Below are 15,272 nucleotides of genomic sequence, written 5' to 3'. Positions count from 1 at the left end.
GAAGAGGACTTTCAGAAGGCAGTGAATTTGATCAATCACAGACCCAGAAAATCACTTGACTATCGTACTCCTTACGAAGTATTCTTTGCTTCATCAGAACCCGTTGCATTTCATCCTTGAATTGGCGCTTTGCTTATGTCCCGACTCAACCCTTTGAACAAAAAGATTATCATATACAAACTGCTGATCAAAAACTAGAATCTCAGGAGGATAAGCTATTCCATTATGCTTCCATCCATTTTTATAAATAGAGGAGGCAGTACTATTAACATAAGATAAAACTATCTCTTGTTCAATTACAGCATCATTCGCATTCTGCAAAGATTTGCGTTCTAAGATTTTTGTGGAATCACGACTACCAAGAGATTTTAGAATTGCAGCGATAGTAGTTTTTCCGTAACCATTCAAGGCGTAAATAATGGTATTTTTAGCAAATTCAACTTTTGACTTAGGGTTTTCAAAATTTTTAAAAGCACCAACTCCTCTGATAACCTTAAAACTTTTGAGCATTTTTTTACCTTGATTTGAAGTGAATTATATTCGACGGAAACGCACTTAACGACTGAATTGATTGATAACGAACCTCTTTTCATAAAGATATCATAATTTTAAGCGCTTTTTTACACACTTTTGCTAAATGTTTTGAAACTAACTCACCTTGTCATATTTGCGACAAAATAGCAGATAAAAAACTACTGATAAACAACGCTTAGTCAAAAGAATGGGTGTAGTCTCCGATAACCTCATGGGATATGTGGATAACGCAATTCAAATTAGTTTAGGATTGATTGAACTATAGAATTAGTTAGCGATCGCCTATACGCTTAACCATGAGATGACAAGGCGATCGCCTTCTTACAATCAGACAAAATGTTAAGAAATTTCTAAAAACTTCCTAAGTGCATTTTTATATACTTTTGGTAAACGTTTGGAAACTACCCCACCTTGCTGTATTTGCGACAGAACAGCAGGAGAAAAACGACACTTTGGTACACGGCTACCCACACAGATCACCCTAGCCAACTGCTCAACATCCATCTCACGAGCATCCAGATAATTTATCACCGACTCCCGTTTAACAAAATTGGGAATACCTTCTGTATCAGGTTGAAGAATACAACTAAGATCAGATTTGGCTCTGCGCGTAGTCACATTCACAAATAAGTATTTATCGGCAGAGGTTTTAGCGATCGCAATATAATATAAAGATGTTGATCGTTCGGAGGTGTCTCTAACAAAAAAGCATCACCCAAATTAACGTTGATGCTTGTCATTACGCACTCAAAACCTCATCTAAATAAGCCTCTCTTGCCGCTTCTTGCCTTATCGCCGCAATCTCCTCAATAGTCTTGCCCATAAACCTCAGCACATCATCAACCACAATCGGAATACGCGAACCATCAGGATCTTTCCATTCAGGTAGATCGTGCGTCCATTCGGCAACATCAAAAGGATTAAGATGCCCAAAAGTTTGGTAAACCTCATGGATAATTTCCTCCTCTTCTTCACAAAGATCGTCAGTGCTAGGATCTGCTAACAGATAGACATTGTGGTTGACATCACGGACAGAAATAAACTGTTTCCAAAGTGGCAAAGCCCCATCAACAGACTTTCCTTTAATCAGATCATACACACCACTCAGAACAGGACCATAATCCATCGAGAAATAACAATCTCCAGTAATTGTTTGTTCTATACGTTCTAAAGCTATGCGATCGGCAATATAAAGCATCTTCAATAAACCTAGATATTTCATAGGCTTACCATGCAACTTTAAAAACATTGCTGCGGCTTCAACAGCTTTTTGAGGATGAAACCGAAATAAAATCGCCATAACTGGTTTCCTGCTCTTACGGCTTTCAATACTATTATAAAACTTTAACCTTTCAATGAATACCTAAAATTACCTACCTCAAAATAAATCTGGGATATATTCCTAAGCGGCTTTAGCCAAATCCCTTGTTTGGATTTTAATAGAAGCACTTTCTAAACTGCTAAAAGTAAACTCAGTTCTAAATCCGAGCTTATCTAACATGGAAAAAAGCATATCCAAAGTAAACTTATCAATTTTTCCATTCACAATATCAGATACACGCGGCTGAGTAACCGCCAACCTTTCAGCCGCTTCCTTTTGCGTCCAACCTCTATGATCAATTATGTCTCTAATCATGATCGTCAAGTCAGCCTTCAAAACCGACTTACTAGCAACTTCAGGCTCCTCGATCGCATGAAACGGACTTTCGTAAGACTTAATCGCCATATTTTTTTACATATAAGTACTACTAAATTATACAAAATTTTATATAATAAGTCAAATATAGATTTAGCGATCGCTTATACCCTTAGCCAACAATATGAGTTAGCATAATACACATAGCCAATGTGTACCCATATATGTATCAACGCATTAACATCACATTACCCAACGAAACACTACAGCTACTCGATCGCATCGCACCAAAAGGCGATCGCAGTCACTTCATTGACCAAGCCGTTAAGTACTACATCAACGCCGAAGCAAAAAAAAATCTGCGGGAAAAGCTTAAACAGGGCGCATTGCGTCGTGCAGATCGAGACTTAGGGATTACTCAAGACTGGTTTAATATCGATGAGGAATCATGGCAAAACGGAAAATAGAATTTCCCAAGAGAGGCGAAATCTATTTGGTTAACTTTGACCCTACCATTGGCTCAGAAATTCAAAAAACTAGACCTGCCCTCATTCTTCAAAATGACATTTCCAATCAATACAGCCCCATCACCATCGTTGCTGCCATCACATCCCAGTTCGACCCTGTGACATATCCCACAGAAGTTTTAATCAATCCTCCTGAAGGTGGGCTAACCGTAACATCCGTAGTTCTTCTCAATCAGATTCGTTCCATTGATAAACAACGCTTAGTCAAAAGAATGGGTATCGTCTCAGATCACCTCATGGGGTATGTGGATAATGCAATTCAAATTAGTTTAGGATTGATTGAACTATAGAATTAGTTAGCGATCGCCTATCCACTTAATCATGAGATGACAAGGCGATCGCCCTTCACCAGATTGCTTACAATAAACACAGTTCTAATCAACTGAAATCGCCATGACCATTCAAGAAATCGAACATCAATTTCTCAACATATCACTCGCCGACCGAGCCGTGATCGTCCAACGCCTCACCAAAACCTTAAGCAAAAGCGGCAAAGGCATCACCAAAACAGCAGGTGTTTGTGGTGGTGAAGCTTGCATTGCAGGAACCCGAATAGCAGTTTGGTTACTAGTCGAAGCCCAACAACTTGGCATCACCGAAGCCCAACTACTACAGGACTATCCCCACATCACCGCCGCCGATCTCGTCAACGCATGGACTTATGCCGAAGCCTATCCCGAAGAAATTGCTGCCGTAATTCTTGCAAATAACGAGGCAGCCTAACCAATGGCACGACTATATGCAGACGAGCAATTTCCACGGTTAGTCAGCCAACTACTTCGGAATATAGGACATGACGTTTTGACAGTCCAAGAAGCTGGCAATGCAAACTTAGGCATTCCTGACGATCAAGTATTAGCCTTTGCAATTAGCAACAATCGGGCAGTCGTCACCATCAATCGCCTAGACTTTATCAAATTACATCGCGCTAGTTCCGAACATTTGGGAATTATTATCTGTACCAACGACAGCGATCGCCCTCGCATGGCAACTCGAATTAATGAAGCGATCACTACTCAAGAATCTCTACAAGGTAAACTTATTAGAGTTGTGCGCCCATCAAGGTAGGAGCGATCGCCTATACGCTTACCTATGAGATGACAAGGCGATCGCCTTTGACAAGCTTACTACAATGAATTAACTTAGCTGTTTCACCATTTCATCAGGCGACATAATCGGAACTGGAGAACCAACAAAACCCGCAACATCACGAGTAATGATCGCATTTAAACCTGCCCTCATTGCCGCCGCAACCTGCACAGCATCCTCAAAATCAGATAGCCCCAAATCCACCGCTTGTTGGATTACCCCACGAGCTACCGCACAAACTTCCATTAAAATCAATAACTTCGAGATCGTAGCGATCGCTATTTCCGCACTTTTAGTATGACGTTTTACCAAATAGTGAATATCTGTAACAGTCATAGCCGAAATAAACCCTTGAATCTTCCCTAGTTCCACTGCCTCGAAAAGATAAGCAGCATTTTCGATAAAGGGAACACGCGCCAACACCGTATCTAGTATAACATTTGTATCAAATAAGACCTTCATTACTTCTGCAAGAGCCTTGTTTCTAAAATAGATTTAACCTCTTCATCCGTAGGTGCAGGCGCATTAGTCTTCGCAATACCCACTAAACTTGATGCAATGCCCTTATATCTGTTCACCAATGGAGGTTTTGACCGCAGGGATTTCATTAAGATATCGATTAATTCCCAACGATCATCTTCGGGAAGCGTTAGTACTTGTTCGTGAAGTGTCTGAAAAGTCATAGCATTTAAGCCATAGAATGAATTTACATAAGATTGCAACAAATTGTCTTACGTCTCTTCCAGCATTCCGCCAAAATTTAGCGATCGCCTATGCACTTAACCATGAGATGACAAGGCGATCGCTAATTTAAACAGATGGACGTACCACCCGAATCAACTTCCCCCGCAACGATTTCTCTGCTCTCACCGCCTCATCAATCCGTGCCGCAAACTGTTCCCAATTACGATTATTCGTACAAACAACAATCCCGCAATGTGAATCATCACGCCGATGCAAGCGGATAAAATCAATTCTATTGACAGTCAAAATTGATCGCTCTTGACCTACAGCAAACGCCAACACCAGATCATCAGGTATCCGTTGATTAGCATTACCCGCTTCTTGCACCGTCAAAACATCATGCCCTAAATTTCTCAATAATTCCGTAACTTGAAAGGGAAACTGCTCATCCGCATAAAAACTTGCCATCCCCTAATCCGCCTCATTCTGTTCAATTACCAAATCAATCTCATCCGCATGAGCCGCCGCATATACCCAAGCATTCGCTAAATCCGTAGCCGTAATCGTTGGATAGCTCGTTAACAAATCAACATCGCTATATCCAAGACGGCGAGCCTCTACCAGCACCCAAACAGGAATTCTGGTATTCACAATGCAAGCCTCTCCACCACAAACCCTTGGTGTTTTTTCAATTCCCTGCCAATTGCTACCAAGACTTTGAGCAAGTAACTGAATCACCTGCACCTTTTCACTAGGTCTGAGGGCAAGAAGTTGCTTTTCTAGCTCTTTGACGATCACAGATGCAAATCCTCATAATGTTTTGGCTAACTATATTCACCATTCTACATCCTATCTAAGAAACCATTTAAGAATTACTTTCTGCGGTCAAAAGCTCTAAGAGATCCCCCTCAATCCCCCTTAAAAAGGGAAGGATTAAATTCTCCCTGCTTTTTAAGGGGGGCTGGGGGGGATCTAGACAATTCTTAAATAGTTTCTAACAGCCAATGAACATAAACTTACCAATCATTCCGCACTCAAAACCTCATCCAAATAAGCCTCTCTTGCTGCCTCTTGCCTTATCGCCGCAATCTCCTCAATAGTCTTGCCCATAAACCTCAGCACATCATCAACCACAATCGGAATACGCGAACCATCGGGATCTTTCCATTCAGGTTGATCGTGCGTCCATTCGGCAACATCAAAGGGATTAAGATGCCCAAAAGTTTGATAAACCTCTTGGATGATTTCCTCTTCTTCTTCACAAAGATCGTCAGTGCTAGGATCGACTAACAGATAGACATTGTGGTTGACATCACGGACAGAAATAAACTTCTACCAAAAAAGCTATGCGATCGGCAATATAAAGCATCTTCAATAAACCTAGATATTTCATAGGCTTACCATGCAACTTTAAAAACATTGCTGCGGCTTCAACAGCTTTTTGAGGATGAAACCGAAATAAAGTCGCCATAACTGGTTTCCTGCTCTCACGGCTTTCAATACTATTGTAAAACTTGAACCTTTCAATCAATACCTAAAATTGCCTACCTCAAAATAAATCTGGGATATATTCCTAAGCGGCTTTAGCTAAATCTCTTGTTTGGATTTTAATAGAAGCACTTTCTAAACTGCTAAAAGTAAACTCAGTCCTAAATCCGAGCTTATCCAACATTGAAAAAAGCATATCCAAAGTAAACTTATCAATTTTTCCATTCACAATGTCCGACACACGAGGCTGAGTAACTGCTAACCTTTCAGCCGATTCCTTTTGTGTCCAACCTCTATGATCAATTATGTCTCTAATCATGATGGTCAAGTCAGCCTTCAAAACCGACTTACTAGCAACTTCAGGCTCCTCGATCGCATGAAACGGACTTTCGTAAAACTTGATCGACATAGTTTTGGATTACATATACCTAAATGCCACCGAATTATATAAAATTTTATATAATAAGTCAAATATAGATTTGGCGATCGCCCATAACGAGCTTGCTACAATAAACACAACTCACATTCATCAAATCATAGCCAATGCAAATTATCCTAGAAGTCCCCGATCGCCTCGGTGAAAAACTGAAGAATCTGAACTCGATCGCTACTTGCTCTTAGAGCATTGGGTAAGATTATCTAAAGCCCATGCATATAGGCAATTACAGAAATCAGCATGAGCTACGTATCAGTTCCCCTGCGTCGGCTAGTCACCCAACGCGCTGAAGAACAGTGCGAGTATTGTCAATATCCTCAAGCAGCTTCATTCTTTACTTTTGAAATAGAACATATCATTGCTGAAAAGCACGATGGCATTACCGAAGACGAAAATCTAGCTTTAGCTTGCCCTTGCTGCAATCGTTTCAAAGGTACTGACCTCGTTTCCATCGATCCTGAGATAAAGCAGTTAACTCCATTTTTTAATCCTCGTATGACCACAACCACTCGCCAAGCCTTTGCTCAGACTGCATTTTAAAACTTGACTGTGCAAAACTCAGTGTCTGCAAGAACAATCACTGCCGTCAGCAGTCAGGGTATTTGAAAAATCAAACTTCTCAAGTACTTTTATCTGACAAATTTAAGTTTTTCGGTATTTGTGACAAAGAAATCTGTGAATAGGCTCATGACCGTGCGATCGCGGATTTTGATATTTGCAGTTAGAGACATGCCTGACTGCAAATTAATTTTGCGTCCATTCGTCTCTAGGTATTGCTTCTCAAGCTGCACCTTTGCAGGAAATCGATAGGTCGGATTGGCTTGATCAGGGGGTAAAGCATCGGAACCAATCGAGATTAATTTGCCTTTCACATCGCCAAACTCGGTGAAAGGGAAAGAGTCAATTCTGACATCTACCGCCATTCCTTCTTTCACAAAACCAATGTCTTGATTGCCAATAAACACCTTCACTATGAGCATCTCATCTGGCACGATTTTTAAGACAACTTCTCCAGCATTCGGGTTTGCTACATATCCCAGCCCTGCTTTCAGGTCAAATACTGTGCCAGATGCTGGTGCGCGGAGCTCTTGGTTTTTGAGGATCACTTCTGCTTGCTGGATTTGACCTTCTATTTCTGCAAGTCTCTTAGTATTGTCCACTAGGGCTTTGGTAAATTGACTATCGATTTCGGCAATACGTTTTGTATTGTCGGCAATTTGGCTAGTCAATTCCTTGCGGGTAATGTCAAAGGTATTATTCAGTCGCGCTTGTCCCTCTGCGATCGCTGACTGAATTCGCTGCTCTTCCAGTGACAACTGCTGAATTTCTGACTCCAAAGCGATTACCTGTTGTTGTTGTTTGAGGTATTGGACACGGGAAATCGCTCCTTCTTTAACAGCAGCTTCCAGATCGCCAAGAATTTTGGTATCGATCGCCAAGGTGTTTGCTTTGCTAGCGCGGTTAATCCGAGTTTGATTTAACTGTTCGAGCGATTGAGCAATACTTGCTTCAGCAGCTTGCGATCGAGAGTCTAGTTCTGCTCTTGAAGCGATGAGACGATCCTGCTGATCGCCTGTTAAATTTGCACCACTCCCATTAACCTGCATCCGATACAGTTCCATTTCTGTCATTAAGGCTTCGCGATTTCGAGCTAGGGCAAAAAATTCTACAGGGACAGCACTCACTGTTGCTCCATCAATTCCTGAAGTTTTCCCATTAAGGACTTCGCGATAAAACTGATTTTCTTGCTGGAGATTTTTGCGTAATTTTTGCAATGATTCAAGCTGAGACTTCGCTACAGTTTCATCAATTCGCAATAGTACTTCGCCTTCTTTGACTTTCTGTCCATCTTTAATCAATACTTCCTTAAGTACACCATTAGCAGGAATACGTACTTCCTTAACTGCTCCCTGTGGTTCGAGTTTACCCTGAGCAGGGATTGATTCTTCGATTTTTGCGACGGAAGCCCAAATAATTGCCACCGTCACTGAGCCAACTAATGTCCATAAAATCGCAGGAATCCATTTAGGTGACTGGCTTAAGGCTAGGGGTTGATCGAAATTACTTTTTTTGACGATCGCGCTAGTAGGTTTCTCCAGAACATCATTGGAGACTATATCTTCGGGAGAGATCTTTGCTAATTTTGGAGTTGGTTGATTGCCGTTATTATTTGTCATGATCTTTTTACCTTTATTTTATGGTTGGTCTTAAGTGATGATTGGACTTGAGCCTGTTAAGAATTGCTTTAGATCCCCCCCCAGCCCCCCTTAAAAAGAGGGGGGAGAATTTTCTTCTTCCCCCTTTTTAAGGGGGATTGAGGGGGATCTCTTAGAGCTTTTAGCTCCAGAAAGTAATTCTTAAATGGGTTTTAAGAATCACCTGCTGCTTCTTGTTGGCGATATAAACAGAAATAGCGATCTTGCAAAGCCATTAACTCTAAATGAGTTCCCTGTTCAGCAACCCTTCCTTTGTCCATCAACAAAATCAAGTCAGCACTATGGATCGTAGCAAGGCGATGGGTAATAAAGAAAACCGTGCGTCCGCGAAACTCCTCAGCAAGATTTAGACAGACCTGACGCTCAGTATTGTAATCAAGAGCGCTAGTCGCTTCATCAAGAATCAGTAATTGCGGTTTTTGCAGAATAGTACGAGCGATCGCAATCCTTTGTCTTTGTCCACCAGAAAGAGAAGCTCCCCGCTCCCCTACCCGTGACTCGTAACCTTGAGGGAGTTGCATAATGAAGTCATGGGCGCAAGCAGTTTGTGCGGCAGCCACAATCTCATCGGGCGTAGCATCAGGATTGGTCAACGCAATGTTTTGCTGCACCGTGCCATCAAATAGCAAGGTATCTTGCAAAACGACACCTATCTGTCGCCGCAATGAATAAAGCTCTACTTTGCCAATATCATACTCATCGATAAAAATTCGACCAGCCTCAGGTTCATAGAGCCGCGACATTAACTTAGTCAGGGTACTTTTACCCGCTCCACTAGTACCGACAACGCCGACAAATTGACCATGAGGAACATCTAAATTAACGTTATTTAGCTGCAAAGGTCCATTGGGATTAAAACGGAAATTAACATTCTCATAGCGCACTGCTCCTTTAATTGCAGGCATTGGAATATTGCGCCGACCTGCTTCTTCTTGTTCTTGGGGATGATTAATAATATCGCTGAGGCGTTCCAATGAAAGGGCGGTTTCTTGGAAGTTTTGCCAAAGTTGAATCAAACGTAAAAGAGGCGATGTCGTATAACCCGCAATAATCCGAAACGCGATTAGCTGTCCTAGAGATAGCTTGCCATCTAGAACCAAGAAAGCGCCAACCCATAGCAGAAATAGGTTAGAGAACTGATTTAAAAACTGACTCATGGAACCCGCAGTTGTGGAAGTTACGACAGTCTTAAATCCATCGGAAACATAGCGGGCATAACGACGTTGCCATTCCCACCGTGACTGCAACTCGATACTTTGCGCCTTAACAGTCTGAATACCTGAAACAACTTCCACTAAATAGGACTGAGTTGCAGCATTACGTTCAGCTTTACTGCGAAGCTGCGTCCTGACGATCGGGGCAACGATAAAGGTCAGTAGTGCAAACAATGGTACGGTTCCCAATGCTACCAAAGTCAAGAGCCAGCTATAGCAAATCATCACCACGATATAGACGAAGGAAAATACCGCATCAAGAACAACGGTAAGGGCTGTTCCTGTCAAAAATTGACGAATATTTTCCAGTTCACCGATACGGCTCGATAGTTCCCCCACCGATCGCTTCTCAAAATAGCGCAAAGGTAATCTGACCAGATGATCAATGGTTTCGGAACCGAGGGTTAAGTCAATGCGATTAGTTGTATTTACAAACAAGTAGGTTCGCAGTGCAGTAATTAAGGCTTCAAAGAAAGCGATCGTTAAGAGCAGGATGCCTAGAATATTTAAAGATGGCAGAGAATTTTGCAGAATTACTTTATCAATAATTACTTGGGTGATCAGAGGATTTGCCAGTCCCAATAACTGCACAAAGAAGGAGGCAACCAAAACGGTAATTAAGGGATTGCGATAACGCTTGAGGGATGGCAAAAACCAAGATAGACCAAATTTTTGCTGGGGAGTATCCTTAGTCGGTAGAATTAGCAGAATCTGTCCCGATTCGCCCCAAAGATCGGCAAATTGAGCAGTTTTCTTAAAGACAATTCCCTGTTCAGGAATACCTAGTACCTGTTCGCGATCGCTAGTTTTGTAAAGCACCGCAAAGGTATCTTGCCAAGGTAATAAAGCTGGCGTGGGAACCTGACTAATGGCACTCGCAGGAATCGTTACCAACTGTCCATTTAGTCCCATTAGCTCAGCGATCATGCCGCATAACTGCAAAGAGATGCTTTGAGAACGATCATATTGACTAACGATCGCTCGTTTGATCACATGTCGATTAAAGGGCATACTCCAATATTTAGCTAACATCTCAAAACAAGCCACTGAAGCATCAATGGGACCACGCCCATAGATATATGGATAGTCTTGAGGCTTATGATCGCCGCGATCGCTAACAGTCGGCAAATCAGGAGCATAGGGAATATCGAAGGCGGTAGGATGGGCTGGTAATTCGGTCACTATTTCCGTAGCAACGGCAAAATCATCGCGCAAGCCAATTAAACGCAAATAGCTAGACTCTGGAATCTCAAAAACAGTGCGATTTGGTTCAACTCTTGTTCCCAAAGGAATTGTGATATTTTGTCCACCGCTAACGAGCCACACAAAATCAGGATCAAGCGGCGGAATTGAATTTTTCCCCTCAGGTAAAGTCAGAACTCGCGCATCTTGCCATGCATTACGAGCCTGCTCTATAAAATCTTTAGGAGACTGAGCACGGCGATCCATCTCGATCGCAAATAGATCAAATACTTCTGCTGGTGAAACTTGGGAGATAAAAGCCTTCTTAAAAGTAGGATAGCGATCGCAAAGTTGTAAAAAATCTGTGGCATCTAAGGATAAAAAAGTACTTTCAACAGAAGCGATCGCCGTTTCGCAGGGCAAATCACGGATCAAACTCGCCCATCCGATTGCCGCGCCAGTTTTGAGGGTTTCTAGAGTCCTAGGTGATGTCGCCTTTGGTATTTGAGCCAATAGCCTTGCTTGCCCTTCCCATAGAAATAATACTTGCGCTGGCATAGTCTCTCGACGCAGTATCAACTGTCCCATCCGATAGCGCAAGGGCTGAAGGCGATCGCTTATTTCTTTGACGATCAAGAGCTCAAGATTTTGGAATAGGGGGATACGCTCAATGAGATCTTGGATAGCATTACTGTTGGCAAACATAGTCGTTAACTTATAAGGAGCTTAAGGAGCAAAAACAGGGTTGTAAAAATAATGATTTTCAAAGAGAAATATAAGGATGTTTAGAAATCATTTAAGAATTGTCTAGATCCCCCCCAGCCCCCCTTAAAAAGGGGGGAGAATTCAAATTCTTCCCCCTTTTTAAGGGGGATTGAGGGGGATCTCTTAGAACTTTTGACCGCAGAAAGTAATTCTTAAATGGGTTCTTAATCATCATCAGGATTTTTTCGGCGAATTTTCTTCTTGTAAAAGCTCTTCAAAAAGTTGGTTGAGAAGCAGTTGAGTTGTCTGATCGTCAAACTGAGCAGGCACAAACTTTTCTAGTCGTAAAATCACAAACCATTCTTCTAAAGGAAAAGGTGGATGGACTTGCTGGGGAAGACTATGCCGCAATCTTTCCGCGATCGCGGGAGGCAGTTTATTAAGCAATAGTGGTCCAATCATGCCACCTGTTTGCGCTTCTACACCCTGAGAATATTGAGCTGCAATCTCTGCAAAAGTCTGTTCACCATCTTGAATCCGAAAAAATAGTTCTTGCAAGATCTCAGGATTTTTATGGCGAATCAGCGAATAGATCACGCGATCTAAGCTGGTTCTACGATTTAGAAAAGTTGATTCGAGACGATTTGCCCAAGTCTGATGCTTAAATTTTTCGACCTTAAACTCACGTAGGGCGATCGCCTTTAGTTGCTCGTCAGTAAGACTATAAGCCTGACAATAATTTTGAATAGCTTCTTGCGAAACTAACTTATAGCGCTGCTGAAATTGTTGCAGAGCCAGATTAATTTCTTCGGGTTCAAGGGTAATAGCCGCGATCGCGCGATCGATCGCTAGTTCTCGCTTAAAATTTGGTAACAAGCGATAAATCGCTAAAAGCTCCCCAAAATTTCCTTCCTCAATTTTGAGATTGTCAGTAGCCAAGTAACCCACCATAATTTCTTAGAGACAAATATCACAATTCAACCCCTCAATGCTGTAGTGGTTTGAACATGACAGTCCAAATAAAATAAAGGCGGCGCAAAGAGCCGCCTTTATTTTATTTGGACTTTGAGTGAAAACAATATTAATTTAACGTCAGTTCGACGAAAGCGAAAAAAGGTAAGAATCGCTAAGCGATTCTTACCTTTTTTCGCCATTTGCGGCGTGCTTCGCACGCCGCAAATGGCTATATCGAACTCACGTTAATTTATATATAGCGATCCTAAATGATTTGTAAGATTTGAAGGGTTATGAGAGTGCGCCCCTTCGGGGCGCACTCTCACAACCCATTTAGGATCGCTATATATATTTCAGGACAGTCGCATCTTGATTAACTCTATAGTTTGCTTCTCTAGGGTTAAGTGATATTGTGTAAGTATTCGTTCAGTAAGTAGTAATCGAGAGGGATTTGTTTGACTCAGTCAATTAATCTACCCAAGCTAGACGACTTTTTGCAAGAGCTAGCCACGATACAGCAGCAAGGCTCAAAGCGAATTGCGTTTTTAGGCTCCCGCCATGTGCCATTAACTCACCAACTGCTGATCGAACTGCTCAGCTATGCCTTGGCTCTATCTGGCAACAGTATTATTACCTCTGGGGCAACAGGTACAAATTTTGCTGCGATTCGGGGAGCTTTGCGAGCCGACCCCAATTTGTTGACCGTAATTTTGCCTCAAAGCCTTGATAAACAGCCCTATGAATCTCGCGAACAGCTAGAAAATGTGATTCATTTAATTGAGCATAGTGAAAATGATACGTTGCCTTTAGCTGAAGCAAGTAGCCGTTGTAATCAAGAAATCATTTCCAAGTGTCAGCAACTGATTTGCTTTGCGTTTCATGGCAGTGAGACTCTATTACAAACCTGTCAGGATGCTGAGGAGCAACGAAAGGTTGTCACTCTATTTTATTTTGATTAGCTCCAAACCAATTTTTTGTGGCGCGGCTTTGCCGCGCCACAAAAAATTGGGTTTTGATTAGCTGTTTAGCCAGTAGTTTATAAGCGAAGATTATGAGTAAAACAATTAAAGGTAAGGTATTTGTATTGGATGACAATATCGATACTGACCAAATTATTCCTGCGGAATATCTCACACTTGTACCATCTAAGCCCGATGAGTATGAAAAATTGGGTAGCTATGCGATGATTGGACTACCCGATCGCTACGATCGCTTTATTGCTGAAGGTGAGAGCAAAACAGTTTATTCGATCATTGTGGCTGGTGAAAACTTTGGCTGTGGTTCTTCGCGAGAACATGCACCGATCGCCCTTGGTGCTGCGGGTCTAGAGGCAGTGGTTGCCCAGTCCTATGCCAGAATTTTCTTTCGTAACTGTACGGCGACAGGTGAGCTATATCCTTGGGAGTCAGAGGATCGCTTGGTTGCTCACTTTAAAACTGGTGAAGAAGCAACCATTGATTTTGACAATGACCTAATTATTAATGAGACGACTGGAGAAACTTATTCACTCAAGTCTCTTGGAGATGTCCGCCCCGTCATTGATGCGGGTGGTTTATTTGATTATGCTCGACTAACAGGCATGATTCCTACTCGTGTATAAAACCTATGTCCTACCACATTCGCATTCACGATCGCCAAAACGATAAACTCTATGAAGCTGATATCGAAGGCGATCGCTATATTCTTGACTCTTTAGAAGATCAAGGTATTAAACTGCCTTTTTCCTGCTTGAATGGTGCTTGTACAGCTTGCGCGATGCGGGTCAAGTCAGGGCAAATCGATCAACATGAGGTAATCGGTTTATCCAAAACCTTACAAGATGAAGGATACGCACTTATTTGCTCAGGTTATGCCCTATCAGATTTAGATCTAGAAACCCAAGATGAGGATGAAGTCTATCGGTTACAGTTCGGCAATTTCTTTGCCAAACGCAAGCGCCATTGGTTTCAGTTTGGTATTCCCATTGATCATGACTAAATTGCATAAAGGGCGCGAAGCGCCCTTTATGCTTTAAATTATGCCTATGAATTCTAAAGCAGGGAAAAAAGACGCGATCGCCCAATCATCTCCGCGTACATTTATTTGGGTTGTACTGTTAGTTGTTTTTTTGACGATTGCTAATATAGCGATCGCCTTTATGCAGCCCAAGGAACAGATCAATGGCGAAATCTGGATTATCAATCGAGTTGTCAGTGGTCAGACAGTCGAGGCAACAGTTGTGAGTAATCCAAATATGACCGTGCAGCGAGTGCGACTGCTTGGGATGAGTGCGCCACTCAAAGAGCAATCTCCTTGGGGCGATCGCGCTCGTCAGCGTCTATCGGATTTAATCAAAGAGCAGAAGGTGATTTTAGAGTTTGATGTCAAGCAAAAAGATAACTCAGATCGCCTGCTTGCCTATATTTGGAAAGATAATTTATTAGTTAATCAATATTTAGTAGCCGAAGGGTTGGCGATCGCTGATTCCTATTCGCCCAATGTTAAATACGACGCAAGGATCAGTCGCGCCCAATCTAAAGCAAGATTACAAGAGCTAGGAATTTGGGACACCCAAAATCCATTACGCCTCAGTCCTAGAGACTTTCGCCGCCAATTAAGTAATTAAAA

21 protein-coding genes and 2 pseudogenes are annotated in these 15,272 nt (G+C 42.1%); 10 read left to right on the top strand and 13 right to left on the bottom strand.

All coding sequences use genetic code 11. The annotated features are described in order from the left end of the window. Positions 1 to 120 (top strand): annotated as a pseudogene (locus VB775_RS26550) (IS30 family transposase); the annotation flags it as partial. Here VB775_RS26550 and VB775_RS18240 read toward each other — a convergent pair. The 4 genes from VB775_RS18240 to VB775_RS18225 all read right to left on the bottom strand — a co-directional run bounded on the left by VB775_RS18240 (position 94) and on the right by VB775_RS18225 (position 2,260). Then, positions 94 to 510 (bottom strand): hypothetical protein, encoded by a 417-nt coding sequence (locus VB775_RS18240; RefSeq protein ID WP_281006159.1) that lies wholly within the window; start codon positions 508 to 510, stop codon positions 94 to 96. The pseudogene VB775_RS26550 and the gene VB775_RS18240 overlap by 27 nt on opposite strands. 363 nt (positions 511 to 873) lie before the next feature. Beyond that, positions 874 to 1,152: a hypothetical protein gene (locus tag VB775_RS18235; RefSeq protein WP_281006160.1), complete on the bottom strand. Its 279-nt coding sequence runs from the start codon at positions 1,150 to 1,152 to the stop codon at positions 874 to 876. A gap of 121 nt (positions 1,153 to 1,273) precedes the next feature. Next, positions 1,274 to 1,834, bottom strand: a complete 561-nt coding sequence (locus VB775_RS18230) for a Panacea domain-containing protein (RefSeq protein WP_281006161.1) — start codon at positions 1,832 to 1,834, stop codon at positions 1,274 to 1,276. Positions 1,835 to 1,936: 102 nt separating this feature from the next. After that, complete coding sequence (locus tag VB775_RS18225) at positions 1,937 to 2,260, bottom strand: helix-turn-helix domain-containing protein (RefSeq protein ID WP_281006162.1); 324 nt, start codon at positions 2,258 to 2,260, stop codon at positions 1,937 to 1,939. A gap of 134 nt (positions 2,261 to 2,394) precedes the next feature. On the opposite strand from VB775_RS18225, the gene VB775_RS18220 reads away from it, so the two are divergent. From VB775_RS18220 to VB775_RS18205, 4 genes are all read left to right on the top strand, one after another. Beyond that, the gene (locus VB775_RS18220) at positions 2,395 to 2,637 is read left to right on the top strand and encodes a ribbon-helix-helix domain-containing protein (RefSeq protein WP_103670259.1); all 243 of its coding nucleotides are present in this window, start codon (positions 2,395 to 2,397) and stop codon (positions 2,635 to 2,637) included. Then, positions 2,616 to 2,987 carry a type II toxin-antitoxin system PemK/MazF family toxin gene (locus VB775_RS18215; protein WP_407072996.1) on the top strand — a complete coding sequence of 124 codons (372 nt, stop codon included), beginning with the start codon at positions 2,616 to 2,618 and terminating at the stop codon, positions 2,985 to 2,987. Before VB775_RS18220 ends, VB775_RS18215 begins: the two co-directional genes overlap by 22 nt. A gap of 103 nt (positions 2,988 to 3,090) precedes the next feature. Further along, positions 3,091 to 3,420: a DUF433 domain-containing protein gene (locus VB775_RS18210; RefSeq protein ID WP_281006164.1), complete on the top strand. Its 330-nt coding sequence runs from the start codon at positions 3,091 to 3,093 to the stop codon at positions 3,418 to 3,420. 3 nt (positions 3,421 to 3,423) lie between these two features. Then, positions 3,424 to 3,765: a DUF5615 family PIN-like protein gene (locus tag VB775_RS18205; RefSeq protein ID WP_281006165.1), complete on the top strand. Its 342-nt coding sequence runs from the start codon at positions 3,424 to 3,426 to the stop codon at positions 3,763 to 3,765. Between the two features lie 69 nt (positions 3,766 to 3,834). On the opposite strand, the gene VB775_RS18200 is transcribed toward VB775_RS18205, so the two are convergent. The 6 genes and pseudogenes from VB775_RS18200 to VB775_RS18175 form a co-directional block, all read right to left on the bottom strand. Continuing rightward, a complete protein-coding gene (locus VB775_RS18200) occupies positions 3,835 to 4,248 on the bottom strand; it encodes a PIN domain-containing protein (protein ID WP_281006166.1) in 414 nt (137 codons plus the stop codon). Further along, positions 4,248 to 4,469, bottom strand: a complete 222-nt coding sequence (locus tag VB775_RS18195; protein ID WP_281006167.1) for a hypothetical protein — start codon at positions 4,467 to 4,469, stop codon at positions 4,248 to 4,250. Before VB775_RS18195 ends, VB775_RS18200 begins: the two co-directional genes overlap by 1 nt. A gap of 127 nt (positions 4,470 to 4,596) precedes the next feature. Beyond that, positions 4,597 to 4,938 carry a DUF5615 family PIN-like protein gene (locus tag VB775_RS18190; protein WP_281006168.1) on the bottom strand — a complete coding sequence of 114 codons (342 nt, stop codon included), beginning with the start codon at positions 4,936 to 4,938 and terminating at the stop codon, positions 4,597 to 4,599. Between the two features lie 3 nt (positions 4,939 to 4,941). Continuing rightward, positions 4,942 to 5,268: a DUF433 domain-containing protein gene (locus VB775_RS18185; RefSeq protein WP_281006169.1), complete on the bottom strand. Its 327-nt coding sequence runs from the start codon at positions 5,266 to 5,268 to the stop codon at positions 4,942 to 4,944. A gap of 225 nt (positions 5,269 to 5,493) precedes the next feature. Then, positions 5,494 to 5,941, bottom strand: a pseudogene (locus tag VB775_RS26545) (type II toxin-antitoxin system antitoxin SocA domain-containing protein). Between the two features lie 102 nt (positions 5,942 to 6,043). Beyond that, positions 6,044 to 6,367 carry a helix-turn-helix domain-containing protein gene (locus VB775_RS18175; RefSeq protein WP_281006171.1) on the bottom strand — a complete coding sequence of 108 codons (324 nt, stop codon included), beginning with the start codon at positions 6,365 to 6,367 and terminating at the stop codon, positions 6,044 to 6,046. Positions 6,368 to 6,634: 267 nt separating this feature from the next. Between VB775_RS18175 and VB775_RS18170 the strand changes: the two genes are divergently transcribed. Then, positions 6,635 to 6,934 carry an HNH endonuclease gene (locus VB775_RS18170; RefSeq protein ID WP_281006172.1) on the top strand — a complete coding sequence of 100 codons (300 nt, stop codon included), beginning with the start codon at positions 6,635 to 6,637 and terminating at the stop codon, positions 6,932 to 6,934. Between the two features lie 89 nt (positions 6,935 to 7,023). On the opposite strand, the gene VB775_RS18165 is transcribed toward VB775_RS18170, so the two are convergent. The 3 genes from VB775_RS18165 to VB775_RS18155 all read right to left on the bottom strand — a co-directional run bounded on the left by VB775_RS18165 (position 7,024) and on the right by VB775_RS18155 (position 12,650). Further along, positions 7,024 to 8,571 carry an HlyD family efflux transporter periplasmic adaptor subunit gene (locus tag VB775_RS18165; protein WP_281006173.1) on the bottom strand — a complete coding sequence of 516 codons (1,548 nt, stop codon included), beginning with the start codon at positions 8,569 to 8,571 and terminating at the stop codon, positions 7,024 to 7,026. 191 nt (positions 8,572 to 8,762) lie between these two features. Further along, positions 8,763 to 11,711, bottom strand: a complete 2,949-nt coding sequence (locus VB775_RS18160; protein ID WP_281006174.1) for a peptidase domain-containing ABC transporter — start codon at positions 11,709 to 11,711, stop codon at positions 8,763 to 8,765. Between the two features lie 234 nt (positions 11,712 to 11,945). Beyond that, entirely contained in the window at positions 11,946 to 12,650 is a 705-nt protein-coding gene (locus tag VB775_RS18155; protein ID WP_323216900.1) for a peptidylprolyl isomerase, read from the bottom strand. Between the two features lie 470 nt (positions 12,651 to 13,120). On the opposite strand from VB775_RS18155, the gene VB775_RS18150 reads away from it, so the two are divergent. The 4 genes from VB775_RS18150 to VB775_RS18135 all read left to right on the top strand — a co-directional run bounded on the left by VB775_RS18150 (position 13,121) and on the right by VB775_RS18135 (position 15,270). Beyond that, a complete protein-coding gene (locus VB775_RS18150) occupies positions 13,121 to 13,624 on the top strand; it encodes a DNA recombination-mediator protein A (protein ID WP_281006176.1) in 504 nt (167 codons plus the stop codon). A gap of 92 nt (positions 13,625 to 13,716) precedes the next feature. Continuing rightward, positions 13,717 to 14,265, top strand: a complete 549-nt coding sequence (locus tag VB775_RS18145; protein WP_281006177.1) for a 3-isopropylmalate dehydratase — start codon at positions 13,717 to 13,719, stop codon at positions 14,263 to 14,265. A gap of 5 nt (positions 14,266 to 14,270) precedes the next feature. After that, positions 14,271 to 14,642 (top strand): 2Fe-2S iron-sulfur cluster-binding protein, encoded by a 372-nt coding sequence (locus tag VB775_RS18140; RefSeq protein ID WP_281006178.1) that lies wholly within the window; start codon positions 14,271 to 14,273, stop codon positions 14,640 to 14,642. A gap of 46 nt (positions 14,643 to 14,688) precedes the next feature. Continuing rightward, on the top strand, positions 14,689 to 15,270 hold the full coding sequence (locus VB775_RS18135; RefSeq protein WP_281006179.1) for a thermonuclease family protein: 582 nt from the start codon (positions 14,689 to 14,691) through the stop codon (positions 15,268 to 15,270). Positions 15,271 to 15,272 lie beyond the last annotated feature (2 nt).

The sequence above is a fragment of the Pseudanabaena sp. CCNP1317 genome (assembly GCF_034931345.1).
Taxonomy (GTDB): Bacteria; Cyanobacteriota; Cyanobacteriia; order Pseudanabaenales; family Pseudanabaenaceae; genus Pseudanabaena; species Pseudanabaena galeata.
The sequence above is the reverse complement of the archived record's forward strand: the minus strand, read 5'-3'. Positions and strand labels throughout refer to the sequence as shown.

Bases quoted from the DNA above. Each gene is read 5' to 3' on its own strand.
- VB775_RS18240 (WP_281006159.1), bottom strand. From the start codon at position 510: ATGCTCAAAAGTTTTAAGGTTATCAGAGGAGTTGGTGCTTTTAAAAAT.
- VB775_RS18230 (WP_281006161.1), bottom strand. From the start codon at position 1,834: ATGGCGATTTTATTTCGGTTTCATCCTCAAAAAGCTGTTGAAGCCGCA.
- VB775_RS18225 (WP_281006162.1), bottom strand. From the start codon at position 2,260: ATGGCGATTAAGTCTTACGAAAGTCCGTTTCATGCGATCGAGGAGCCT.
- VB775_RS18220 (WP_103670259.1), top strand. From the start codon at position 2,395: ATGTATCAACGCATTAACATCACATTACCCAACGAAACACTACAGCTA.
- VB775_RS18210 (WP_281006164.1), top strand. From the start codon at position 3,091: ATGACCATTCAAGAAATCGAACATCAATTTCTCAACATATCACTCGCC.
- VB775_RS18205 (WP_281006165.1), top strand. From the start codon at position 3,424: ATGGCACGACTATATGCAGACGAGCAATTTCCACGGTTAGTCAGCCAA.
- VB775_RS18200 (WP_281006166.1), bottom strand. From the start codon at position 4,248: ATGAAGGTCTTATTTGATACAAATGTTATACTAGATACGGTGTTGGCG.
- VB775_RS18195 (WP_281006167.1), bottom strand. From the start codon at position 4,469: ATGACTTTTCAGACACTTCACGAACAAGTACTAACGCTTCCCGAAGAT.
- VB775_RS18190 (WP_281006168.1), bottom strand. From the start codon at position 4,938: ATGGCAAGTTTTTATGCGGATGAGCAGTTTCCCTTTCAAGTTACGGAA.
- VB775_RS18175 (WP_281006171.1), bottom strand. From the start codon at position 6,367: ATGTCGATCAAGTTTTACGAAAGTCCGTTTCATGCGATCGAGGAGCCT.
- VB775_RS18170 (WP_281006172.1), top strand. From the start codon at position 6,635: ATGAGCTACGTATCAGTTCCCCTGCGTCGGCTAGTCACCCAACGCGCT.
- VB775_RS18165 (WP_281006173.1), bottom strand. From the start codon at position 8,571: ATGACAAATAATAACGGCAATCAACCAACTCCAAAATTAGCAAAGATC.
- VB775_RS18160 (WP_281006174.1), bottom strand. From the start codon at position 11,711: ATGTTTGCCAACAGTAATGCTATCCAAGATCTCATTGAGCGTATCCCC.
- VB775_RS18145 (WP_281006177.1), top strand. From the start codon at position 13,717: ATGAGTAAAACAATTAAAGGTAAGGTATTTGTATTGGATGACAATATC.
- VB775_RS18140 (WP_281006178.1), top strand. From the start codon at position 14,271: ATGTCCTACCACATTCGCATTCACGATCGCCAAAACGATAAACTCTAT.
- VB775_RS18135 (WP_281006179.1), top strand. From the start codon at position 14,689: ATGAATTCTAAAGCAGGGAAAAAAGACGCGATCGCCCAATCATCTCCG.